This is a genomic window from Salinivibrio sp. YCSC6 (assembly GCF_004916735.1).
GTDB lineage: Bacteria > Pseudomonadota > Gammaproteobacteria > Enterobacterales > Vibrionaceae > Salinivibrio > Salinivibrio proteolyticus.
The window spans coordinates 1,732,347-1,756,070 of the sequence record NZ_CP039516.1 but is presented as its reverse complement, the minus strand read 5'-3'; the positions used below and the strand labels follow the sequence as shown (position 1 = coordinate 1,756,070).

16 protein-coding genes and 1 tRNA gene are annotated in these 23,724 nt (G+C 49.1%); 13 read left to right on the top strand and 4 right to left on the bottom strand.

Going from position 1 to position 23,724, the window contains the following annotated elements; all coding sequences use genetic code 11:
* The first annotated feature begins 99 nt into the window (after positions 1–99).
* Entirely contained in the window at positions 100–999 is a 900-nt protein-coding gene (locus E8E00_RS07990; protein WP_240531938.1) for an AraC family transcriptional regulator, read from the top strand.
* 83 nt (positions 1,000–1,082) lie between these two features.
* On the top strand, positions 1,083–3,218 hold the full coding sequence (locus E8E00_RS07985; RefSeq protein WP_096627962.1) for a TonB-dependent siderophore receptor: 2,136 nt from the start codon (positions 1,083–1,085) through the stop codon (positions 3,216–3,218).
* A 43-nt stretch (positions 3,219–3,261) separates the two neighbouring features.
* Here the strand turns inward: E8E00_RS07985 and E8E00_RS07980 are convergent, their stop codons facing one another.
* Complete coding sequence (locus tag E8E00_RS07980) at positions 3,262–4,005, bottom strand: YciK family oxidoreductase (protein ID WP_069590141.1); 744 nt, start codon at positions 4,003–4,005, stop codon at positions 3,262–3,264.
* Between the two features lie 125 nt (positions 4,006–4,130).
* Here E8E00_RS07980 and sohB point away from each other — a divergent pair, with 125 nt between their 5' ends.
* The 3 genes from sohB to E8E00_RS07965 all read left to right on the top strand — a co-directional run bounded on the left by sohB (position 4,131) and on the right by E8E00_RS07965 (position 9,281).
* A complete protein-coding gene (sohB, locus tag E8E00_RS07975) occupies positions 4,131–5,183 on the top strand; it encodes a protease SohB (protein WP_096631353.1) in 1,053 nt (350 codons plus the stop codon).
* Positions 5,184–5,582: 399 nt separating this feature from the next.
* Positions 5,583–8,216 carry a type I DNA topoisomerase gene (topA, locus tag E8E00_RS07970; protein ID WP_069590143.1) on the top strand — a complete coding sequence of 878 codons (2,634 nt, stop codon included), beginning with the start codon at positions 5,583–5,585 and terminating at the stop codon, positions 8,214–8,216.
* 141 nt (positions 8,217–8,357) lie between these two features.
* Entirely contained in the window at positions 8,358–9,281 is a 924-nt protein-coding gene (locus E8E00_RS07965; RefSeq protein ID WP_077456762.1) for a TIGR01212 family radical SAM protein, read from the top strand.
* On the opposite strand, the gene E8E00_RS07960 is transcribed toward E8E00_RS07965, so the two are convergent.
* Positions 9,268–12,393 (bottom strand): efflux RND transporter permease subunit, encoded by a 3,126-nt coding sequence (locus E8E00_RS07960; RefSeq protein ID WP_096627965.1) that lies wholly within the window; start codon positions 12,391–12,393, stop codon positions 9,268–9,270. The genes E8E00_RS07965 and E8E00_RS07960 overlap by 14 nt on opposite strands.
* Positions 12,386–13,528 (bottom strand): efflux RND transporter periplasmic adaptor subunit, encoded by a 1,143-nt coding sequence (locus tag E8E00_RS07955; RefSeq protein WP_096627969.1) that lies wholly within the window; start codon positions 13,526–13,528, stop codon positions 12,386–12,388. The genes E8E00_RS07960 and E8E00_RS07955 overlap by 8 nt, the downstream gene beginning before the upstream one ends.
* Positions 13,529–14,379: 851 nt before the next feature.
* Between E8E00_RS07955 and E8E00_RS07950 the strand changes: the two genes are divergently transcribed.
* On the top strand, positions 14,380–15,765 hold the full coding sequence (locus tag E8E00_RS07950) for a multidrug transporter (RefSeq protein WP_096627972.1): 1,386 nt from the start codon (positions 14,380–14,382) through the stop codon (positions 15,763–15,765).
* A 30-nt stretch (positions 15,766–15,795) separates the two neighbouring features.
* On the opposite strand, the gene E8E00_RS07945 is transcribed toward E8E00_RS07950, so the two are convergent.
* Entirely contained in the window at positions 15,796–17,217 is a 1,422-nt protein-coding gene (locus E8E00_RS07945; RefSeq protein ID WP_096627975.1) for a PLP-dependent aminotransferase family protein, read from the bottom strand.
* Between the two features lie 150 nt (positions 17,218–17,367).
* On the opposite strand from E8E00_RS07945, the gene E8E00_RS07940 reads away from it, so the two are divergent.
* From E8E00_RS07940 to E8E00_RS07910, 7 genes are all read left to right on the top strand, one after another.
* On the top strand, positions 17,368–18,732 hold the full coding sequence (locus tag E8E00_RS07940) for a cytochrome ubiquinol oxidase subunit I (RefSeq protein ID WP_096627978.1): 1,365 nt from the start codon (positions 17,368–17,370) through the stop codon (positions 18,730–18,732).
* A 9-nt stretch (positions 18,733–18,741) separates the two neighbouring features.
* Positions 18,742–19,743, top strand: coding sequence for a cytochrome d ubiquinol oxidase subunit II (cydB, locus tag E8E00_RS07935; protein WP_069590157.1), 1,002 nt, complete (start codon positions 18,742–18,744; stop codon positions 19,741–19,743).
* 8 nt (positions 19,744–19,751) lie between these two features.
* Positions 19,752–19,877: a DUF2474 domain-containing protein gene (locus tag E8E00_RS07930; RefSeq protein ID WP_077456798.1), complete on the top strand. Its 126-nt coding sequence runs from the start codon at positions 19,752–19,754 to the stop codon at positions 19,875–19,877.
* Between the two features lie 146 nt (positions 19,878–20,023).
* Complete coding sequence (locus E8E00_RS07925; RefSeq protein ID WP_069590159.1) at positions 20,024–20,377, top strand: DUF805 domain-containing protein; 354 nt, start codon at positions 20,024–20,026, stop codon at positions 20,375–20,377.
* 126 nt (positions 20,378–20,503) lie between these two features.
* A complete protein-coding gene (locus E8E00_RS07920) occupies positions 20,504–21,022 on the top strand; it encodes a GrpB family protein (RefSeq protein WP_096627981.1) in 519 nt (172 codons plus the stop codon).
* Positions 21,023–21,382: 360 nt separating this feature from the next.
* Positions 21,383–21,469 (top strand) — tRNA-Leu (locus E8E00_RS07915).
* A 305-nt stretch (positions 21,470–21,774) separates the two neighbouring features.
* On the top strand, positions 21,775–23,724 hold the full coding sequence (locus E8E00_RS07910; protein WP_096627984.1) for a methyl-accepting chemotaxis protein: 1,950 nt from the start codon (positions 21,775–21,777) through the stop codon (positions 23,722–23,724).

Sequence of the window (23,724 nt, the reverse complement as noted above, 5' to 3'; positions counted from 1 at the left end):
TTTCAACCTGCATTGCCTCTCATTCTATTTCCATCTACATGATAACGATTCTTGTTTGTGATAATGTGCTACTTATCGTTTTATTAGTAAATGGATGTGATGAAAGCGGCCGAGCAGCACATCGCCACACGTTTTAACCGAATCGAACGTGTGTTGGCGTATATTCATGCCAACCTTGACCAACCCTTAAATGTGGCAGACCTAGCCGCGTTAAGTTGCTGGTCACGTTGGCAGTTGCAGCGAGTTTTTTCGGAACAAACTGGGGTCAATGTTGCGCACTACGTACGAGAGCTAAAACTCGGGCAAGCGGCGCAACAGCTTGTCATGGGTCAAAGCCGTGTCATTGATATTGCGTTGATGTATGGCTTTGGCTCCGAGGCGAGCTTCTCGCGTGCATTTCGGCAACATTTTGGTATGACCCCGCGTCACTATCGGCAGCGCGGCGTGATGGATGGTATCCGCACACCGATGCATATTGCTAGTCTGACAACCTCTCAACCATCTTGGCTGTCTGTGCATATTCAAACGCGAGAGCCAATGCACCTAGTAGGCCAGCTTGGCTATATTCGAGGATTATTTTCATCACAGCCCGACTTTACCCATGTCGTGCCTGAGCTTTGGCAACACGTCCATCAGTCATTATGGTACGCCGGTGAGTGTGAAAGTATTGGCGCGATTAACGTTACCCAAGCGGAGACACTGGGTGAGCCTTTACCCTATTTAGCCGGTCAAGTCACAATGCATCCGCCTGAAGACAACGCAATTACTCACTGGATAATCCCTGCCACAACCTATGCGGTGATCACACATACTGGCCCGGTGAGTGCATTGCCGGAAACGCTTAAGGCTTTTATCTACCACTGGCTGCCTCAATCTGGCTACACATGTACCGACGGGGTTGAGTTAGAGGTTTATCCTCCACACTATCAGCCTGCCGATAAGCACGCTGTGATGCACTATTGGGTGCCGCTCGACACCGCACACATTGCACCAAATTGAACAGTTTTTATCAGTCCTGCCCTTACAATGCGAATGATTTCGTTTTCCATTTAAGTTGTTTGAGTTGTAAGAAGGACGTTTTAATGCAGGCACCAACATCTCGCGTATTCGCCAATGGTTGGCGACGCTCGCCGTTAGCACTTGTTATCATGGGGACACTTACCAGTGCGTTGGCCTATGCTGAGAATGAACAGAGTGATATTGAAACCATTCACGTGCTGGGCGATACCTACCGAAATACTGCCACTAAAACAGTACTGGCACCAGAAGAGACGCCTCAAGCGGTTACCGTCATCGACCGAGACACTATCGAGCAGCGCCAAGCCAGCTCATTAAGTGAGGTAGTGCGCTACACCCCCGGCGTTAATACGGAGTTGCGAGGTGGGGCAGTGACGCGCCTCGATTTGTTTAATATTCGGGGCTTTATTAACTATCAAAACTTCTTTGATGGTCTCGCAGTGCCATACAACACGTGGAATTTGCAGCCGCAAATCGATCCGATTGCCATCGAACAAGTCGAAGTTTTTAAAGGGCCGACATCGGTGTTATACGGGAATATTCCACCGGGTGGCATGGTGAATATGATCGCCAAAACGCCGCAACAGCAAGCTGCACATCGCGTGGCGGTGAGTACCGATTCGGACGCGTTGCGTGAAGTGTCGGTCGACAGTACGGGGGCAATATCAGATACCTCACTGGCTTATCGAATGGTGGCACTGGCTCGGCAAAAAGACGGTCAGGCGGGTGACTCGGAAGAAGAGCGGTATGTGGTTGCCCCATCGTTAGATTGGCGGGTGTCGCCAGATACCTTGGTGAACGTTAACCTTTATTACCAAGCGGATCCGGCGGCGGGGATTTATACTTCATTACCCGCTAAAGGCTCGGTATTGCACAGTGACAAAGGCCGTTTATCGAGCGACAGTTTCTCCGGTGATAATAATTGGAACACCTACGATCGAGAATTCTTGATGCTCGGATACAAGGTGCAGCATCAGCTTTCTGCCGATTGGTCAGTGCTTCACACAGCACGCTACACGGATGCAGATTTACTGCAAAAAAACATGTATCACCAGAAGAGCAGCGATGGTCAGCACTACCCGCGCAATGCCTATCTTACCGACGAATCTATGACGTCTTGGGTTGTCGATACCCAGCTATCAGGAGATTTACGTTGGGGGAAAGCGCAACATTACACCTTATTTGGACTCGACTATCAGAATATGTCTTCTGATGTTAGCTATGACGACACGTTAGCGGGTGTCGTGCCGGATATTGATATTTTTCACCCCAATAACCATCAGGTTGACCCAAGCGCCCTGACCTTTGTTTATCAAGATCAGCACGATATCGAGGTAGCGCAGACAGGCATCTATGCTCAGGATCAAATCCTTTGGAAACAATGGGTTTTACTTGCCGGTGCGCGGTACGATGAATATGAGTTAAAAGACGATCAACGTACCCTGTATGCGGGGACACCCAGTGGTTCAGATAAAACGATTCGCCACTACAATTTAGCATTTCGTGCTGGGGCAATGTATCAATTCAACAACGGTATATCGCCTTATCTCAGCTACTCAGAAAGTTTTGAACCCACGGATATGGATAATCGCGGTAACGTATTTGACCCATCCACGGGAAAACAATGGGAAGCGGGGCTTAAATATCTTTCACTAGATGGCACGACGGGATTCAATTTGGCGCTGTTTGAGCTCAAAAAACAGGATGCCTTGGTCAATGATCCCAACGACTCCTATGCGAAAATTCAAACCGGTGAAATTCGATCTCGTGGGATAGAAGTCTCTCTCGATCACGCGCTGAGTGTGGACACAGACGTGTCACTGACTTACGGCTACATGGATATGGAAATTACGGACGACCCTAATCTTGAGGGAAAAACGCCTGTTTGGGTGCCAGAGCAAACTGCCAGTGCCTGGTTGAATCATCAAGTCAGTGCGGGGACACGAATTAGTGTTGGTGTGCGTTATGTCGGTGAGTCACAGGGTAACGCCAACAATACCTTTATCGTGCCGGATTATACGGTGTTTGACACCGCGATTCGCTATGACTTATCGCAGCTTTCCTCGTCGCTTTCGGGAGCGAAAGTGTCGCTATCTGCAACGAACTTGTTCGATAAGAGTACATATAGCTGTTTTGATGAGTTGAACTGTTGGTATGGCGATGAGCGAAATATCAAGGCCAAGCTCAGCGTCGATTTTTAACCAGTGAAACACGAAAAGCGCCCCAGTCTTGGGGCGTTATCGATTAGCGTTTCGGTTGCGCATCAATACACTGACCGTGCTCGTTAATACCTTCTGGCGCCATCAGATAAATATACAGCGGCATAATATCGAGTGGGGTTTTCAGTGTTTGTGGATCCTCGCCGGGGAACGCGCTGGCTCGCATGCTGGTGCGGGTGCCACCCGGGTTGATAGCATTAACACGGACCTTGGTGTCAGACATTTCATCTGCCAGTACTTGCATCATACCTTCGGTCGCAAACTTAGATATCGCATAACTGCCCCAATAAGCACGACCTTGGTGGCCTACCGTTGATGTGGTAAATACAATGCGCGCGTCATCCGACTTTTTCAGCAACGGGAGTAGGGCTTGTGTCATTAGCATGGTCGCTTTGACGTTCACCTGCATGACATCATCGTGCGACTTCTCATCAATTTGGTCGAAAGGGCTGAGTACGCCAAGTAGCCCCGCGTTATGCAATACGCCATCTAAGCGACCAAACTGTTGCTCGATGGTATCGGCCATATCCATGTAATGCTGACGTGTGGCGCCGAGCATATCCAATGGGATAATGGCTGGCTGTGGCGCGCCCATCGCATCAATCTCGTCGTATACGGCTTCAAGCTTTTTCACAGTACGGCCCAGCAAAATAACCGTTGCGCCTTTTTCGGCGTAACTTAATGCGGCTTGACGGCCAATACCTGCGCCTGCACCGGTCACTAAAATGACGCGACCTGCTAGGGCATTTGAGGTAACTTGATATTCCACGATACAAATCCTTATTTATTGTTAAACGTAGATTATTGTAAGGTTGCGGGTGATGTGTGACAACCAAGCGCGTGATGCGCTGTATTAAGGCATTGCCACCAAAGCGAGACAAAGAGGATACAACATTGGAATTTATTGCGGATTATGGGCTGTTTTTGGCCAAAGTCATCACCTTTTTAGTGGCTGCAGTGGTACTGGTTGCCCTGGTTCGTGCCGCGAACGACAAGGGCGGACAAAAGGGGAGCCTGAAGATCACCGATCTGACTGAGAGCTTTAAGCATCATCGTGAAGCACTGGAACACCACCTTTACAATGAGGCTGAGCTAAAGGCGCGTGATAAGGCAGAGAAAAAAGCCAAGAAGGCGGAAAAGAAAGCCCAAAAAGCCGCGGCGAAGAAAGACAGCGAGCACAACTCGTCACGAGAGCCGCGATTGTTTGTACTGACCTTTAAGGGCAGTATCGATGCCCGTGAAGTGGACGGGTTACGCGAAGAAATTTCTGCCATTCTCGCGGTGGCGACATCTGACGATGAAGTGTTGGTGCGTCTAGAAAGTGGCGGGGGCATGGTGCATGGCTATGGTCTTGCCGCTTCGCAGTTAGCAAGAATTCGGAAAGCGGGCGTGCGTTTGACCATTTCGGTCGATAAAGTCGCCGCCAGCGGTGGCTATATGATGGCGTGTGTGGCGGATAAAATCATTGCAGCACCGTTTGCCATCATCGGGTCAATTGGTGTGATTGCGCAATTACCAAACTTTAATAAGTTACTGAAGAAGAACGATATCGAGTTTGAGCAACTGACCGCCGGTGAATTTAAGCGCACCCTGACGATGTTTGGTGAAAACACGGATAAAGCACGTGAAAAATTCCAAACCGAGTTAGAAGAAACCCACGACCTTTTCAAAGGGTTTATCACTGAGCATCGTCCGACATTAAATGTGGATACCGTGGCAACGGGTGAGCATTGGTTCGGTAATCAAGCCATTGACTTGGGTCTTATCGATGCGGTGAGTACCAGCGATGAATACTTATTTGAGGCGGCAAACAGCGAGCGTCATATCCTTGCGGTGAGCTATCATCAGCGTAAAAACATCGCAGAAAAGCTTGCAGGCGCATCAGCAGAGGTTGCTGATCGCGTGTTACTTAAATGGATCAGCCGCGGCCAGCGTCCCTTGATTTAACGCTTGTTTGGCACCACACCATCACGTTTCACCGTGATGGTGTGGTTTCAACCGTGGAGTGAGCAAAATATTGGCTATGATTGGAGTCAAAACACACAAATATTGTGAGCCAAGCCAAAAATTATCGTTTCTGTTTGGCTATTTATCGGGTCGCAATGGTAATGATTAGCGCGTTTTTTCCCGAATCTGTCTTTAAAAGATGGACCACAATAAATGATCACAATTAACTAACAATTGTGGAAGGGACAAGCAATCAGCGTGTTTTACTGCGAATTTAGTTGATATTCGGTCAGACTCGCTCAATATTGTAAAACAGAAAGCGTCTTACTCACTATCATGAGTTTGCAACGCAACGAATTATAGACAGTTTTTAGCGCAAAGGGCGTACATTAGGTCATTATGGGCAAATCTCTCGTCATCGTGGAGTCCCCAGCAAAGGCGAAAACGATCAACAAATACCTCGGCAAAGACTTCATCGTGAAGTCGAGTGTCGGGCATGTTCGTGACCTGCCAACTGGTTCGACGCAGGGCGGCAAAAAAGCCGCTCCAGTGTCAACGAAAGGGCTCAGCGCCGAAGAAAAAGCGCGAATCAAGAAAGAAAAAGAAAAGAAGGCGCTCATCAACAAGATGGGCGTCGATCCTTACAATGGTTGGCAAGCGAAATACCAAGTCCTGCCGGGTAAGGAGAAAGTGGTTGCCGAACTCAAGCAGCTAGCGGAAAAAGCGGATCACGTTTATCTCGCAACGGATTTGGACCGCGAAGGGGAAGCCATTGCTTGGCACCTGCGGGAACTGATCGGTGGCGACCATGATCGCTTCAAACGTGTGGTGTTTAACGAAATCACCAAAAATGCGATTACACAAGCCTTTGAAACACCGGGCGATATCAATATTGATGGCGTCAATGCGCAGCAAGCCCGCCGTTTCCTCGACCGTGTCGTCGGGTTTATGGTCTCGCCGTTGCTGTGGAAAAAAGTTGCGCGTGGCCTATCGGCGGGTCGTGTTCAGTCGGTGGCGGTAAAACTGCTGGTTGAACGCGAGCATGAGATTAAAGCCTTTATTCCAGAGGAATTCTGGGATGTGCATGCGGATACCCTAACGCCGAACGCACAGGCACTTCGCTTGCTGGTGGCACAACAAAACGGCAAGGCGTTCAAGCCGAAGAACAAAGATCAGGCCATGGCGGCGGTGTCGGCGCTTGAGCATGCAAGCTTTGTGGTACGCGATCGCGAAGATCGTCCGTCAACCAGCAAGCCGTCTGCGCCTTATATCACCTCGACATTGCAGCAGGCGGCCAGTACCCGCTTGGGCTTTGGGGTGAAAAAGACCATGATGCTGGCTCAGCGTTTGTATGAAGCCGGTTACATTACCTACATGCGTACCGACTCAACCAACCTCAGTAAAGAAGCGGTCGAGGCAGCCCGTGGCCATATTGCGAGTGAATATGGCGAGCAATATTTGCCAGAGTCTGCAAATGTGTATGGTGCGAAGGCGAATGCACAGGAAGCGCACGAAGCGATTCGTCCCTCTGACGTGGGTGTGAGCGCGAGTGATCTGCAAGGCATGGACCCAGACGCCCATCGTCTGTATGACTTGATTTGGCGCCAGTTTGTTGCCTGTCAAATGATGCCGGCGAAGTATGATTCAACCACACTGACCGTCGCAGCCGGTGATTTCTCGCTGAAAGCGAAGGGTCGCACGCTGCGCTTTGATGGTTGGACACGCGTTCAACGCCCATCGGGTAAGAACGAGGATCAAACCTTACCGGCTGTCGATGTGGGTGAAACCCTCAAGTTAGAGCAGCTTGATCCTAAGCAGCACTTTACCAAGCCACCGGCACGTTTTACTGAGGCCGCACTGGTAAAAGAGCTTGAAAAGAGAGGGATCGGTCGACCATCGACTTATGCGTCTATCATTTCCACCATTCAAGACCGCGGGTATGTGCGGGTTGAAAACCGTCGCTTTTACGCTGAGAAGATGGGCGAAATTGTGACCGATCGACTCAACCATAGCTTCGCTGATCTGATGGATTATGATTTTACCGCGCGGATGGAAGCGTCGTTAGACAAAATTGCCGTCGGTGATATCGATTGGAAGGCAGTGCTCGATAACTTTTTTGCCGACTTTACGTCGGAGCTGGAAACCGCAGAGCAAGACGAAGACGACGGTGGGATGAAGCCCAACTACATGGTGATGACAGATATCGACTGTCCAACCTGTGGCCGTAAAATGGGTATTCGTACCGCGTCGACAGGGGTATTCCTTGGTTGTTCAGGCTACGCGTTACCACCGAAAGAGCGTTGTAAAACCACCATCAACCTGATGGATGAAGATGGTATTGTCAACGTGCTTGAGGAAGACGTTGAAACGGCCGATCTTCGAGCAATGAAGCGTTGTCCGATTTGCGAAACCGCCATGGATTCTTACCTAATCGACCAGCACCGAAAACTGCACGTTTGTGGTAATAACCCAAGCTGTGAAGGTTATGTGGTCGAAAAAGGTGAATTCAAGCCAAAAGGCTACGATGGCCCGGTCGTTGAGTGCGACAAGTGTGGTAGCGATATGGTGCTGAAAAATGGCCGTTTCGGTAAATACATGGGTTGTACTAACGAGGAATGTAAGAACACGCGTAAGATCCTCAAAAATGGTGAGATTGCTCCACCGAAAGAAGATCCCGTGCATTTCCCCGAGTTGCCGTGTGAAAACTCGGATGCGTATTTCGTATTGCGTGATGGTGCATCGGGCCTATTTATGGCCGCGAGTAATTTTCCGAAATCTCGTGAAACGCGCGCACCTTTGGTTGAAGAGCTTCACCGCTTTAAAGACCGTATTTCTGATAAGTTCAAATACTTAGCAGATGCGCCGCAGGAAGATCCGGACGGACGTCCGACAGTGGTTCGCTTTGCGCGCAAAACAAAAGAAAACTATGTGCGCAGTGAAGAAGACGGAAAACCGACAGGTTGGTCAGCGTTCTTTGTTGATGGTCAGTGGGAAGTCACCGACAAACGTAAGAAAAAAACCAAGGCTGACTAAGCCACAGCGCTTGTGATTCAAACCCGCCAGTACGGCGGGTTTTTTCGTTGTAGGCATGAGTGAACCTTTGCTTGATCCGTCCCAATATCTTGTCGATACCACTTGCTAAAATGCCGCCTTTCATTTCTTTTCTGAGGCCATATGGAGCTTCATCAATTAGTCAATACACTGGGCCAAGACTTAAAATATCGTTATGGCGAACGTGTTCATAAGCTCACATTGCATGGCGGTTTTAGCTGTCCCAATCGTGATGGCACACTTGGGCGAGGCGGGTGCACATTTTGCAATGTGGCTTCGTTTGCCGATGAGCAGGCTCAGCATGGCTCGGTAAGCCAGCAATTGCAGCAACGGGCTAAAGAAGTTGATCGCGCTCGACGCTACCTTGCCTATTTTCAGGCCTATACCAGTACTTACGACGAAGTCACACGCTTAAAAGCCTTGTACGAGCAAGCACTCGCGCGGGAAAATATGGTGGGGCTTTGTGTCGGTACACGCCCTGATTGTGTGCCACAGGCCGTATTGGCGTTGTTGGCAGACTATCACCAACAAGGGTTTGAGGTCTGGTTAGAGCTTGGCTTACAAACCGCTCACGATAAAACCCTAAAGCGCATTAATCGCGGCCACGATGTTGCCGTCTATGAAGCTGTTACCCAGCAGGCGCGTGCGTTGGGGATAAAAGTCTGTACCCATTTGATCGTGGGTTTGCCAGGCGAAGACTTAGCGGCACATCAGCAAACCATTGATCGGGTCGTGGGTGTCGGGACGGATGGGGTTAAGCTCCACCCATTGCATATTGTCGAAGGCAGTACCATGGCGAAGGCGTGGCGAGCAGGGCGTCAGTTTGCGATGTCTTTAGACGACTATGTACGCAGCGCGACCATGATGATCCAGCGAACACCGCCAGAGGTGGTATATCATCGTGTGTCTGCCAGTGCCCGTCCACCTACATTGCTGGCCCCTTTATGGTGCGAGAACCGCTGGCTCGCGATGACGGCAATCGCGAACCAGCTGGACAGCTCAGGGGCGCAAGGCGCAGCACTCGGCCGGCCATTTATGCCTCGCTAGCGTGATGACGCTTGGGGAGCAAACGCGCCGCAAGACGGCGAAAAAGGTGGCCAATGTCTTGCAAAATAAGATACAAGCATGGGACCAAGAATAGCGTCAGTAGGGTCGCAAACATCACTGCAAAACCGAGCGCGACCGCCATGGGGATCACGAACCGTGCCTGCAGGCTGGTTTCAAACATGATGGGGAGCACCCCTGCAAAGGTGGTGATAGAGGTGAGCGTAATGGCACGAAAACGCGCACAACCGGCTTCTATTACCGCTTGTTTTATCGCAACTCCCGCTTCTCGAGCACGATTGATGTAATCCGTCATCACCAAGGAGTCATTCACCACCACACCTGCAGCTGCGATCAGACCAAATGTCGACATCAAGCTCAGATCGATATCAAACCAATAGTGCCCCCATATGGCGCCGGTTAAGCTAAAGGGGATCACGGACATAATGATCAACGGCTGTGTGTAGCTTTTTAGCGGCACCGCGAGCAGGGCATACACCACTATCATCCCCGCAATAAAGAACAAGATCTGCTCGTTTTGCTGGGCTTGCTGCTCTTCTATTGAGCCGCTTAGCTCGGTGGTGACATCGGGATAACGCGCCAGAATATCGGGAATAATGTCCTGATTGATGGTGTCGATAATCGCGCCAGGCTCCACTTGCTCTTCGTCGATCGCGCCATACACATATACGGTACGGAATCCTGCCTCTCGTCGTAAACTGTTCACGCCCGGCTGTTGTTTTAGCTCCACCACATCCCCTAGCATCACTTGTTGGCCTGATGGCGTGGTAATGATGGCATAACGCAGTGATGAGAAGGCTTCACGGGTGAGTTTGGGGTAACGTACCATCACTTTCACCTCTTCGCCGTCGCGGATCATCCGTTGCGCTTCGCCGCCATAGAAGCTTCCTCCCACCTGCGTGGCAATGGTGGTCAGATCGAGCCCGAGATCATAAGCGACGGGTGTCAGTGAGATGAGCACCTCTTGACTCCCTGAGTCAATTGACGAGGAGATATCGTAAAGGCCCGGCTGCTGATTAAGTCGAGACATCAGTGCACGCCCCGCTTGATTCAAGGTAGTGATATCGGGTCCGAACAAGAGGTAGCCAAACTCGTCGCCGTCTTCACCGCCATTAACATCATCCTGAATCGTGAGTGTTTTCACGCCGGGAATATCTGGCATTGCTTCGCGCCAACGACGAGACAGCTCAAAGGTGGTGAAAGGACGAACGTCGTCATCGACCAAGGGGATCACCAACTCGCCAGATGTGCGTCCATCGTTAAATACGAGGGTATCTTTAATGATGTGTTGCCCAGTTTCTAACGCGATTTGGTCATCAACGCGATATACCATGCTCTCGATAGCCTTGAGGGCGTCAATGGTTTGTTCACTGGACGCATTGTTATTCATGGTCAGATTGATGCTGGGAAAGTCATGCGGGACTTTAGGTGTTGGCACCATACGCACATGGTTCGCAGTAACCAGACCAATCGCAATCGCCAGCAGGGTGATAAAGGAGGCAAGCACCGACCAGCGCCAATGCACGCAGAATGTGACTGCTCGTTGGTATGGACCACGGATAAAACGTTGGAACTGTTGATTGAATCGCTCCCTTATACTGTGGTGCTTGGGGGGCGTAAAATGGGTGTGTGCAAGGTGAGCTGGTAAAATCAGCTTAGATTCAATTAAGCTAAACACCAGACACAACATAACGATCGATGCGATACCGAAGAAGAAGGCGCGCTCTGGGCCGCTGGACATGATAAAGGGAGCGAACACCGCAATGGTGGTGAGTACGCCGAATGTGGCGGGTGTCGCGACGCGTTGTGCCCCTTTAACCACGTTATCCACGCCACCGCCGACTTTTTCAACTTGGGTGTAGACACTTTCACCGATCACGATGGCATCGTCGACAACAATCCCCAACACCATAATAAATGCGAAAAGCGAGACAATATTGATGCTCACGCCAATCAATGGCATTAACATCACGGCACCTAAAAAGCACACCGGTAGGCCAATCATTACCCACATCGCGAGCTTGAAACGCAAGAAAACGGTAAGCAATAGCGCAACCAATACCGCCCCTTGAAGCAGGTTTTTAAGCATCATATCGAGGCGAGCGTTTAGGTAGTAGGTCATATCAACGACCGACTTTAGCTTTAACCCTGGCGGTAAGGTCTGGTTTTTGGCGTCAATGTACTGGTTCACCGCGTCGGCGACCGTCACCATATTTTCGGACGCTGTCGCTTGTACATTTAAGAAAATGGCATTTTGCCCTGAGTATTTAAAATACAGCTCGCCTTCGGTGAAGCCGTCTTTGATAGTGGCAATATCTTGAAGCAGCAAACGGCTGCCATTGGGGCCAATTTTGATCGGAATCGAGCGGAATTCGTCGCCACGATAACGTTGGTTCTCAACCCGAATGGAGATCATGCCATTGTTGGTGCGCACTTCACCCGCAGAGAAGTTCGCAGAATAACGGGCGATAGCATCACTGACCTGATTCAAGGTCAGATTGTATTTCTGCAGTACCTGTGGAGGGACTTCAATCGCAATTTCATAGGTAGGAGCGCTGAGTTCAACCAGTGTTACGTCTTCAAGTTGGAGCAATTCATCTTCAATTTTCTGCGCCACAGGCTTAAGCTCGGTGAGAGGTTTATCGCCTACCACCGCCATGCTTATCACGGTTTGTCGAAACTCAACTTGCGCGACAGTCAGTGGTTCCATATTGCCGGGTAAGTTAGATAAGGCATCGACTTTTTGTTTGACTCTATCAAGGACAAGGTTGAGATCTTCGCCGACATCGACTTCAATCGCGACGCGGCCATAGCCTCGTCTTGCCGTAGAAACCACAGACTCAATGCCGCTGACATCTTTGATGGCTTCCTCCACTTTGACCAAGATACTCTCTTCGACTTCTTGTGGTGAGGCGCCAGGGTAGTCGGCGGTGATATGGATATAATTGATTTCAATGTTGGGGAACATCTGACGCTGGATAAAAAAGTAGCTAGCGACTCCCATCACAATAATAAAAATCATGATCAGGTTAGCGGCGACCGGGTTATGAGCAAAGTAGGCGATCAGGCCACGTGATTGTGTCGAATCACTCATTATTGGCCTCCGCTACCTGAGAGGCGAGGCGCACCGTCGTTCCCTTTTCTGGAAATTCCGGTAGGGTGACGACCAACCTGTCGTTTGGTTCTAGACCTTGGTCGGCAAACATAAATTCGCCTTCCGTGCGGACGACTCGTATCGTCCGTGGCATCAGTTCATTGTTATCGTTTACCACCCAAACTTGTCGATTCTGAATTAACTCCTGAGGCAATTTAAAAACGTTACTCAGTGTGGTGCCCGTAAACGTGACTTCGACATAGCTACCGAACGGAAGAGGCATTGCGTCGCTATTGATCCCATAAGGGTCATCAAGCCTTACGACCACTTGCATCATTCGGGTGCGTTTTTCAACCACCCCTAAATCTCTAACGACCTTTCCTTGCCGAGAAACGGGTTGCGCACTGTTACGTGTAATAGTGGCCCCGATACCAGCCAACTGCGTCGGCAGAAAAGCACTATCAAAGCCGGGAATGGGGAGATGAATCTCCGCTGATTCAATATTGTTGAGTGTCGCGACAGGCGTGCCGATGTTGATGTATTGGCCAACCCCGATTTCGCGAGACACTACTAAGGCATCATAAGGTGCTGTCACCTTGCAGTTAGCAAGATCGCGCTTTGCGCGTTTGAGCGCAGCCTGTGCGGATTTGACGCGCGCCTGTGCACTGAGAACTTGAGGCTTTCTCAAGTACAAATCTGTCACTTGTGAGGCGGGGAGTGTCTTCGCTTGTCGCTGAGCGACAGCGGCTTGCGCTTGTTCTTCAATCAGCGCGGCTTTGGCGCTGGCGAGATCCGCTTCAGCGCTTAGCACAGCAGCCTCATAATTATCCGGTTCGATGGCAAAAAGGATTTCTCCACGTTTCACAATACCGCCAGCGACAAAGCTTGGATGCCAACTGACCACTTCACCTGAGACCTGAGCCGCGACTTGAGTGGTCTCAACCGGCATTACTTCACCGTGTGCTCGGAGGACAACTTGGTGTTGCATCGGAGAAATGACTTGAGTTTCTACCACTGGCGCGGCTTGTGAAACAACGTCTGCCTCAGTTTGAGGTTCAGTCGCAGCGATTGCCGTATAGGCGAGGTAGCCAAGGGCAAGAATAAGTGGTGGCGCAACCCAACGAAGTCCTTTCATTTACAGTGGATCCCTTTTTAGCTGGTTGACGTTACATGCGACGTGTCTGATTTCTCTGTTAAGTATTTACCAACTTATCACGCAACACCGCTTGACGGACTACGTTCGCCATGAACCTTTGATGATGGTCTTGTTTTTTATGGTTTAATTCGTTTTGCCTGTCATCCGTAATGTGTTCATGCCCATCGCCATGTTTAGCGATACGTCTCAATTAAGCGGACGATCCTTATTATCATCTGTTGCACATGGTTGGACGGTTTTGATTAGTTGTACTTATTTTTCGTTTTAAAATTTCATGTTTCATCAATTAGTGCGGGTGATCACGGCTAAAAAGCGTCATTAAATAATTTATGTTGTAAATTAACAGAGTTTTAGAGCGTTTTAATAAGCCATTTATTTGTAACGTTAAACAAGTTGTGAGGTTTTACGTCAGTTTTTACTAGGTTTTTTGTCAGTTAAGCGGTGAGGCGTTGAAGCCTATGCATTAAAAGCCTGAGGTTGTGATGACAAGCTCTCAGGAGCGTGAATCCTATGTCATGCTGGCCGTAAATTTATTTTTTATTCTATAAATCAGTTATTTATATTCTTATCAGTGGTTACATTGAAAGTAAGATCTATGTCATGAAACTGTCAGAATCTTGCCCTCTATCATATTATTCGCACCAAAAAATAAGATTATATTGATGTTTTTCTCTGCGTATTTAGTCTGGAGATGTGGTTACACGAAATGTGTAAGCAGCGGGGCGAAAACGCGGGCGACAAGCTCGGTTTTCAAATCGGTTTTGAACTCTAAAACACTAAATAACGCACAGAGGCAAAACCAAAAATCTTGGAGGCAGCAGGAGTTTTCCATGAATAAGATTTTTAAATTATCCGCATTAGCTGCGGCAGTACTCTCTGCTGGCGTGGCAATGCCAGCACTCTCACAGGAAGCAACAACAGATTATTCGACAAGTACCTCTCCTTTTTTCTCTGATGCGACGATTAGTGGCAATCTCAACTTTTGGATGCGAGCCCGTGATCGCGCAGGTACAGATGCCAATGGCAACGATACTGCCAAAGAAACCAACCTTGACCACGGCTCTATCTACGCAAATCTTGCCTTTAACTCAGGCTACGCGGCGGAAGTGGTTGGCCTTGATCTGATGGCCTTTAGTACATTTGATATGTGGCAAAACGGTGGCCCCGACCACGAAATGAACTTTTGGGGCGTGAATAACCCCTACGACAAGCAGCCAGATGATAGCGAGTGTACGGGCGCATGGGACGAGGAATGTACGGATAATGGCGTATCACTGGCTACCGCAGCGGCTAAATTTAAGTTTGGTGACAATGTCACGGCGAAGCTTGGTTATTTTCAGCCCTCTGTGCCAAGCACAATTGGTGTTAACTGGTCGTTTGCGCCGGGCACTCATGTAGGTGGGGAGTTAGGCCTGAAGTTCGATAATCTTAATATGGGTCTTGTCGTTTCTGAGCGCTATAAGGCGCCTTGGTTTAAAGAAACCTATGAATTTCAAACCACCAACGGAGAAGATGCTGGCACAGCGTATTCACTAGGTGCTGTTTATACTTTGGATAACGGTATTTCTATTGATGCAGCATATGGTGCATTAACTGATGGTGACCGCTGGAATGCGCACGTTAAAGTGAAAGGCACGACCGAAGGTGGCGTGTATTGGTCGCCACAACTTTATGTGGTCGATGATGATGAGCAATATGATAGCACGGCATTCCAACTCGCGATGCTTACTAGTGTGTCATCAGGTCAGTACTCGTATCGAGCAGAAGCAACTTATACCGAGGCCGATTCAGGAGACCCTGCTAAGGTACAAAATCTAGCGTATCGTTTGACGAGTCAATATGGCGGCTCTAATGGTGCCTATGATATTTGGTGGAATAACCGCTCGGATTTTAACCATGATGAAGAACTGGCGCTATTTGGGTCATTATCGCGTGATTTCTCGGATATTGGGGCTAAAGGCTTTAGTGCAGGCTTTAACGGTGCTTATGGCTTTGGATCATCCGCCAAAGGGTATGATGATCTAAAAGAGTACTCCTACAGTCTGTTTGCAAATTATGCGATTCAAAATGGTGCACTTAAAGATGCGAAGGTCAGTTTTTACTTCACGCAGTACTTCAATGATACTGATGCACCAAGCTGGAATGGCTACACCAATCTATTCCAAGATGAGGACGATTTTAAATTAACCTTAGCAATTCCTTTCTCCATTAAATAAGGTCTTTTTGGTACTGTCTTTTAGCTGAGCCTAGCGCTCAGCTTTTTTTATGTGCTGTGCAATCAAATCACATAAGGTTGCCAGCGCATTTTTATGTGAATGATCGAGCGGGTAAGAGGCATTCAACCGAAAGCAATGAACAAACTGTGCGTGTGTCGCAAACATATTACCCGGCGCGATACTGATATGGTGTTTGAGTGCAAGGTGGTAAAGCGCGGTAGTATCACTGCCTTTGGGCAAAGTTATCCATAAAAAATACCCTCCTTGGCTGTTAATGACACTAACGCCTTGCGGTAAATGGGCGATCAGAAACTGATAGGTCGCTTTTTTTCGTTCAGCCAGTGTGCGACGCAGCTGCTTTAGGTGGTGTTCATAGTTGCGGTTATGAAGATAATGCGCGACGGCAAGTTGAATGGGGACGCTGGTGGTCACTGTGCTCATTAGTTGCAGCTTTTGTAGTTTCTGGGCTTGATCACCAGCTGCCACCCAACCAAGGCGAAAGGCATCGACCAAGGTTTTTGAGAAAGACGAGCAGTGCAAAACATGACCGCTGTTATCGAACGCTTTAGTAGGGTGCGGTTTGTGTTCGCCATCATAGAGTTCGCCATAGACATCGTCTTCGATTAAATACACCTGATAGCGTTTGACGAGTTCGGCAAGGCGTGCTTTTTTCGCGTCTGACAGCGAATATCCCAACGGATTTTGATGATTGCTCATCAGCCAACAAGCGCGGATTGGATGCGTTTGCATGGCGCGTTCAAGTGCATCGAGATCAATCCCTTCCGTCGGATGTGTTCGGATCGCCATCGCTTTGAGCCCCCGGTTTTCAAGGGCTTGTAGCGCACCGTAAAACGCCGGACTTTCAACAGCGACCCAATCGCCAGGTTGTGTGACCGCGCGTAAGCTCAGGTTAAGCGCATCCAACCCGCCCGCGGTGATCACGATTTCATCGGGAGAAACCTGCATCCCCTGCGCTGCATAGCGTTGAGCAATCAGGTGACGTAGTTGGGCATTACCCGGGGGAAGATTGTCGACCACACTATGAATCGACATAAAACGCACCGCAGTGGTGAGCGAGCGGTTTACTTGATGGCGAGGGGCGAGTAGGGGATCAACATAGGCATGCCCATAGCTTGCCATGCCCGGCGAGCGGCTGGCTTGCAACACATCGAAAATATAGTCATTGATATCGACAGATTCTGCAGGGTGAATCGCACTGTCTGGCTTGTTATCGTCGAGTTCGGCATGGGGAGCGACGCGGTAACCGGAGCGGGACTGAGAAACAATCCACCCTTGGCTTTCTAGCAGTTGGTAGGCTTGGAGTACCGTCATGACACTCAACCCTGAATAAGCGGCCTGTTTTCTCAGCGAGGGGAGCTTTTCTCCCACATGCCAAATGCCGGCTTGAATTTGTTGTTTGATCTGCTCGCTAAGCTGCTGATACTTAGACATCTTCCTTCCATAATCACCGCTAAGTGAACCAGACTATAACACTGAAAACATCAAACTGTTATAGGTTAATCTGAGTCGTCTGTGTATGGGCACATTAAAAATGGGCTTCTACCATGCGCGTTGGTCTAATTACTAAAGTTGACTTCACGTATGTTTGGTCTTGATGCCTTTATGTTGGCCCGTATTCAATTCGCGTTTACGGTTTCTTTTCACATTATCTTTCCTGCAATTACTATCGGCCTTGCCTGCTACCTTGCGGTGCTTGAGGGGCTATGGCTTAAAACTCGCGAGCAGGAGTACAAAACCCTTTATCTTTTCTGGTCAAAAATTTTCGCGGTCAACTTCGGGATGGGCGTGGTGTCTGGGTTGGTGATGGCATACCAATTTGGCACCAACTGGAGCGGCTTTTCCGAGTTTGCGGGCAGTATCACTGGTCCACTGCTGACTTATGAGGTACTTACGGCGTTCTTTTTAGAAGCCGGATTTCTTGGTGTGATGCTGTTTGGTTGGCAGCGTGTCGGTGATCGCTTGCACTTTTTCGCCACGTCCATGGTCGCGTTGGGCACCGTGATCTCTGCCTTTTGGATTTTAGCCTCCAACAGTTGGATGCACACGCCACAAGGGCATGAAGTCGTCAATGGTCAAGTAGTACCTGTAGATTGGTTCGCGGTGGTGTTTAATCCCTCTTTCCCTTATCGCTTAGCGCATATGGTGGTCGCGGCGTTTTTATCCAGTGCCTTATTTGTTGGTGCGTCGGCGGCGTGGCACCTGCTCAAAGGGCAGCGCAGCCCAGCCGTAAAGCGGATGTTTTCGATGTCTATGTGGATGCTGTTGTTCACCGCGCCTATTCAAGCGTTTATTGGTGATTTACATGGCCTGAACACCTTGGAATACCAACCTGCCAAAATAGCAGCGATGGAAGGGCATTGGGACAACAGCCATGGTGAACCCACGCCGCTTATTTTATTTGGCTTACCGGACATGGAGGCGGAAACCACCCGCTACAAATTAGAGATTCCCTATTTGGGGAGCCTGATCTTAAAACATAGTTTGACCGAGCAAATCCCAGCGCTAAAGGAATTCCCTGCGGAAGACAGACCCAATTCGCTCGTGGTCTTCTGGGCGTTTCGTCTGATGGTGGGCTTAGGGCTATTGATGATCACACTTGGACTAGTGGCGGCGTGGCAGCGCTATAAAGGACGTCTGTTTGAACACCAAGGGCTGCTCCGTTTTGCTTTCTATATGGGGCCGGCGGGGTTGGTCGCGATTCTAGCTGGCTGGGTAACCACTGAGGTAGGGCGCCAACCTTGGGTAGTGCATGGCCTTTTACGCACCCAAGATGCGGTGTCTGCCCACGGTGACTTGCACATGAGTATTAGCTTGATCAGTTTCTTTGTAGTGTACGGCTTGGTCTTTGGGTTGGGGTACATCTATATGATCCATCAAATTAAATTAGGTCCGGATCAGCATGATGATACACCGCATGAACCGTTAACTGTCTCTGGCCGTGTCTAAGGGGAAAACATGGATTTAGCAATGATTTGGTTTGGCATCATCGTGTTTGCCACTTTAATGTATATCGTGATGGACGGATTTGACTTGGGGATCGGAATCCTGATGCCGTTTATTACTGAGCGCGAAGAGCGCGATTTGATGGTTAACAGTGTCGCGCCGGTATGGGATGGCAATGAAACTTGGTTGGTCCTTGGTGGGGCGGCATTATTTGGTGCTTTTCCCTTGGCGTATGCTGTGATTGTTGATGCATTAACAATCCCGCTCACCTTGATGTTGGTGGCGCTTATTTTTCGTGGTGTGGCGTTTGAGTTCCGTTTCAAAGCGTTGCCCGGGCATCATGGCTTTTGGGATACCGCCTTTATGGCGGGGTCTATTTTTGCCACCTTTTTCCAAGGGGTGACTGTGGGTGCGGTGATTGAAGGCTTTCCAGTTGAAGGACGTGCTTTTGCTGGTGGCGGCCTCGATTGGTTGGCACCGTTTCCTCTCTTTTGCGGTATAGGACTGATCATTGCGTACGGTTTACTGGGAGCCACTTGGCTGATCATGAAAACGGAGCATGCGTTGCAAATGCGTATGTACCACTTGAGCCGTCGACTGGTTGTGTTGATGGCGATAAGTATTGCGATAGTCAGTGTCTGGACGCCATTTGCGTATCCGGGGGTTGCCGACCGTTGGTTTAGTCTGCCAAATTTGCTCATTCTCTCCCCAGTTCCTTTATTGACCGCTCTTTGTTTACTCCGTCTTTGGCGTACCCGTCCTGATCAGGCTCACCATCGTCCATTTATTATGGCGTTGTGTGTCACCCTGCTCGGGTTTATTGGCCTCGGCATCAGCATTTGGCCACATATCATTCCACCCAGTATCACAATTTGGCAGGCTGCTTCACCACAACAAAGCTTGCAATTTATGCTGATTGGTGCGGTATTTATCATCCCGGTTATTTTGATGTACACCTATTGGAGTTACCGTGTCTTTAGTGGCAAAGTGAATCCGGACGAGGCCTATCACTGATGGCTGGTATGACAAAACCGACTTGGCAGCGTTGGCTTTGGTTAATCGCTATCTGGGGAGTCAGTGTAGCGGCATTGGGGGCTGTCTCTTGGCTATTTAAGCTTTTGATGCACGCAGCGGGTTTGCAAAGCTAACCGCCTTCTATTGTGTAAGAAATCAGTGATAAGGCTCCCAAGCTGATGATAAAACAGTCAGATGTCTTATCACTGACATGGTCCTAACGGCATTCCTCATTCTAAGATACGTATTATCGGCTTTATTGCTAAAAGGTGATTAACGTATGGAATGGTATTTAAAAGTATTGCGCCAGTACGCTACATTTTCTGGACGTGCGCACCGCCAGGAATACTGGATGTTTTTTCTGGTTAACTTTTGTATCTCGTTGGCGATTAATATTGTCGCAGAGTTCTCGGGATTGGTTGTGTTGAGCATGGTGTATTCATTAGCCTTGCTGCTGCCAACCTTGGCGGTGACATCAAGACGGCTACATGACACAGGACGTTCAGCGTGGTGGCTACTGCTTTTGTTCATACCTCTGCTTGGGATGGCAGTCATACTGGTACTCTGCGCGCTAGAAGGCGATCAAAACAGCAATCAATACGGTTCTAATCCTAAGCTCGTGGAAGGCGTCTAGCACGGAGGTGTGATTTGTTTGCATGGGAACTGCTGGTAAGATAAACACCTAGCTTGATGACAGTCGATAGGCTGCTTGGCGAGTTACTCATATTTATCTGCATCCCTCTTTCCAGCAAGGTGCCACATGATCACATTCGAGCCCTACCAATTAGTTGACGCCAGTTTCTCTCCTTGGCGTCCTATTTACTTAGACGTTGCCCAAACCTTGTCTGACCACATCTCGACACCTCGTATTGAGGTACTGCATTTTGGCTCTACGTCTGCCAAAGTGGGAGGGAAGGGGATTATTGATTTATCCATTCTCTATCGTTCTGGCGAGCGTGACGATGCTGTCGCTCACCTCTATGCCCTCGGCTTTCAAGATCAGCACAGCGATCAACCTTTTCCCGAACACCGCCCTCGTAAAGATGCCTCTGTAATCTATCAAGCTGAGCGTTTTCTGGTGCACGCCCACGTAATTGAAAAAGATAGTGATGAGCATCATCGCCAAATTGCGTACAAACAGTATTTGCTCGATAACCCTGGTGTGCGCGCTGAATACGAAAACGAAAAGCGCGCCATACTCGCTCAAGGTGTGCGTGATCAAGATGTTTACGTTAAGCACAAAGCCCCCTTTGTGAAAGGGGTGCTGGCGAACTTGTAAAAAACACCGCTCCACGATCACGTTAGCCTGCTCATCATAATCACATACTTTGGTCTTATAAACATTCATACGCTTGTAGATGAACTACAGTTGCTGTGGACGTTTTAGCGATATTACTGGGGTACTGACTGGTGATGGTACATATGCCGGTAGGGATGATGAGGCTTATACGGTTAAACCATTTGTGATGCATGAGTGTTTATTGATCGCTGATGATGAAACGTCTTTCTCTGTTTGCTTTTCAACCATCTGAATCAAAAAGAATAAAAGGACTATTGACCTCGGGTTAAATTTCATTAAAGTACAGTCTCGTTCGCAGCGCAGTCTGCGGACTATGGTGCTACCACGCATAACTGCGTTGCCCTGGTGGTGGAATTGGTAGACACAAGGGATTTAAAATCCCTCGGCGTTCGCGCTGTGCCGGTTCAAGTCCGGCCCGGGGCACCATAGCATGCTTATTATCCTATCTATTTTTTAGTTCCATTTTCTTATTCGCGCTTCTTCAGTGTCGGCTGTCATATTTTGAAACCTTTCAGTCTAATTCCCTTGTTATAAACAGGGTTGAATAATGGCACATTTGTATCGAAATGTAGGGTAAATGTGCTGATCTTCTAGACGATACCCTTCCTTTTTCTCAGTGATCTCACCAAAGCACCATATATTATGTCGTTTGTCATTAACCCGTCATGCTTGTCTAGTTTGCTGACTAATATTGATATGTTGGTTAGTAATGATAATAAAAAGGACGGCGTATGCGTTGGCAAACTCTTTCAATCAGAAAGCGAATTTATATTGTTCTTTCGACTATCTTAGTGCTCAGCACCTTGATTGCGATGGTGCAACAAGCGATGTTGTCGGCAAACAAGCAGCTCGATGATCTCAAAAATATTATATTACCCAGCCAGCTGAGGGGGCTGGCGTTTGAAATTAGTAATGAACTGCAACCTGCGATCACCGGTTCTAACTTTCTTGCCCATCACTCTGGACTGATTGATTGGGTGGATAATGGCGGCGATCTGACCAATCTCGCGCCAATTCATCAAGCGCTGTCGAATGCCAAGACGCGTTTGGGGGCAGACAACGCATTTGCAACGCTCGATAGCAGCCAAGGGAAGTATATTTTTACTTATGATGGCGAGCATCGCAGCGCCTCAATGACTACCTATCCGTTCAAAGACTTTTATCCGAATTTTCTGAGTAAGAATCAGCCCTATGAGCTGAACATGAACAAAGATCCCAATGGCAATCAGTATGTGATTTTTATTAACTATCGCAGCGTGCCAGAAAACCCTGCGACGGGTCAGCCGTACGTTGTAGCGGGAGTAGGGTTTAATGTCAGTAGCTTAGTGAATCTGGTACAGGGGTTTCGCATTGGTGAGCAGGGAAGAGCCATGCTTGCCGCGCGCGACGGCAGTGTGCAGGTCGCACCGACAGATTCAGCACTGAATGCGGATAATGCGAGCGCATTTCGCCAAGCGGTAACCAAGGGGACGGATAAGCCAGTGATCAGCGAAGTGACCATCGGTGATGAAGCGTTTCTGCTGGGGTCTTATTGGCTCGCAGACTTGGACCGTTTCGTGGTGGTTGAAATCCCTAAAGCTCAAATCACAGGGCCTATCCTGAATCAATTCATTCAGTCTCTATTAGTGACCTTGGTGTTTATTGCTATTGCACTCCTTGTCACCCATTGGGTGATCAGTAGTTTGACGCAGCCGATAAAAAAGCTTTCCGCCGAGGTCGATGAAATTGCCAGTCGACTCGACTTGAGTCACCAGATAGCAGTGAACGATCAAGCGGAAGTCGGTCGCCTAGCAAACAAAATCAATGGCTTGCTGGCGCGTATTCGAGATGCATTGCAAGCGGTAAACCAGACCGTGGACGAGTCACAGTCTGCATTTGGTGTCCTCAAGCAGCAGGCTCATGAGGTGAACCAAGCCGGTATGGTGCAGCAGCAGTCGCTACAAACGATCTCTGCTGCGAGTCAAGACATCACCGAAATCACCACCGAGGTGACGGATTCGGCCAATCACGCCGGGGAGCTGTCTCAGGCTGGGAATGCGGCGCTTCAAGAGGCTTTAAATGGCATGAATACCAGCCTGCGGCACATTGAGCAACTGGGTGAAAACATGGCTTCGAGTCAGAGCAGTTTGGATGAGTTGAATCACCATATCGAGAATATTCTTCGCGTGCTTGAGGTGATTAGCACCATCTCGGAGCAAACTAATTTACTCGCACTAAACGCGGCGATTGAGGCAGCGCGAGCGGGCGAACATGGGCGTGGCTTTGCGGTGGTAGCTGATGAAGTGCGCTCGCTGTCGCAGCGCACCGGTGAGTCGACCAGTGAGATCCAAGAAATTATCAATCAACTGCGCTCGGCATCGGATAATGTGACCGAGCAAATCAACCAAGTCAGTCAGGATAGCCAGCATAGTCTCGATACTCACCAACAAGCGGTAGAAAATATGCGCACCTTGGATAGCCATTTGCAGCAATTGTTTGAGCATAATGGGCGGATTGCCGAGGGGGCCAATACGCAAAGCGGCGCGGTGAATGAAATTAATCAGAGCATTGAAGAGCTTGCTCAGCAGGGTACCCGCACTCAAGAAGTGTTTGAGCAAAGTGAACAGGCGGTGAGTGGGTTTGATTTACGCATGAAAGAGCTCACTAAAAAAGTCAGCGCGTTTAAAGGGTTGAATACGTAA

Coding starts and splice junctions, on each gene's coding strand:
- E8E00_RS07985 (WP_096627962.1), top strand. CDS start 1,083: ATGCAGGCACCAACATCTCGCGTATTCGCCAATGGTTGGCGACGCTCG.
- E8E00_RS07965 (WP_077456762.1), top strand. CDS start 8,358: ATGGAGCTTCATCAATTAGTCAATACACTGGGCCAAGACTTAAAATAT.
- E8E00_RS07990 (WP_240531938.1), top strand. CDS start 100: ATGAAAGCGGCCGAGCAGCACATCGCCACACGTTTTAACCGAATCGAA.
- topA (WP_069590143.1), top strand. CDS start 5,583: ATGGGCAAATCTCTCGTCATCGTGGAGTCCCCAGCAAAGGCGAAAACG.
- E8E00_RS07910 (WP_096627984.1), top strand. CDS start 21,775: ATGCGTTGGCAAACTCTTTCAATCAGAAAGCGAATTTATATTGTTCTT.
- E8E00_RS07955 (WP_096627969.1), bottom strand. CDS start 13,528: ATGAAAGGACTTCGTTGGGTTGCGCCACCACTTATTCTTGCCCTTGGC.
- E8E00_RS07920 (WP_096627981.1), top strand. CDS start 20,504: ATGATCACATTCGAGCCCTACCAATTAGTTGACGCCAGTTTCTCTCCT.
- cydB (WP_069590157.1), top strand. CDS start 18,742: ATGGATTTAGCAATGATTTGGTTTGGCATCATCGTGTTTGCCACTTTA.
- E8E00_RS07940 (WP_096627978.1), top strand. CDS start 17,368: ATGTTTGGTCTTGATGCCTTTATGTTGGCCCGTATTCAATTCGCGTTT.
- E8E00_RS07925 (WP_069590159.1), top strand. CDS start 20,024: ATGGAATGGTATTTAAAAGTATTGCGCCAGTACGCTACATTTTCTGGA.
- E8E00_RS07945 (WP_096627975.1), bottom strand. CDS start 17,217: ATGTCTAAGTATCAGCAGCTTAGCGAGCAGATCAAACAACAAATTCAA.
- E8E00_RS07960 (WP_096627965.1), bottom strand. CDS start 12,393: ATGAGTGATTCGACACAATCACGTGGCCTGATCGCCTACTTTGCTCAT.
- E8E00_RS07950 (WP_096627972.1), top strand. CDS start 14,380: ATGAATAAGATTTTTAAATTATCCGCATTAGCTGCGGCAGTACTCTCT.
- E8E00_RS07930 (WP_077456798.1), top strand. CDS start 19,752: ATGACAAAACCGACTTGGCAGCGTTGGCTTTGGTTAATCGCTATCTGG.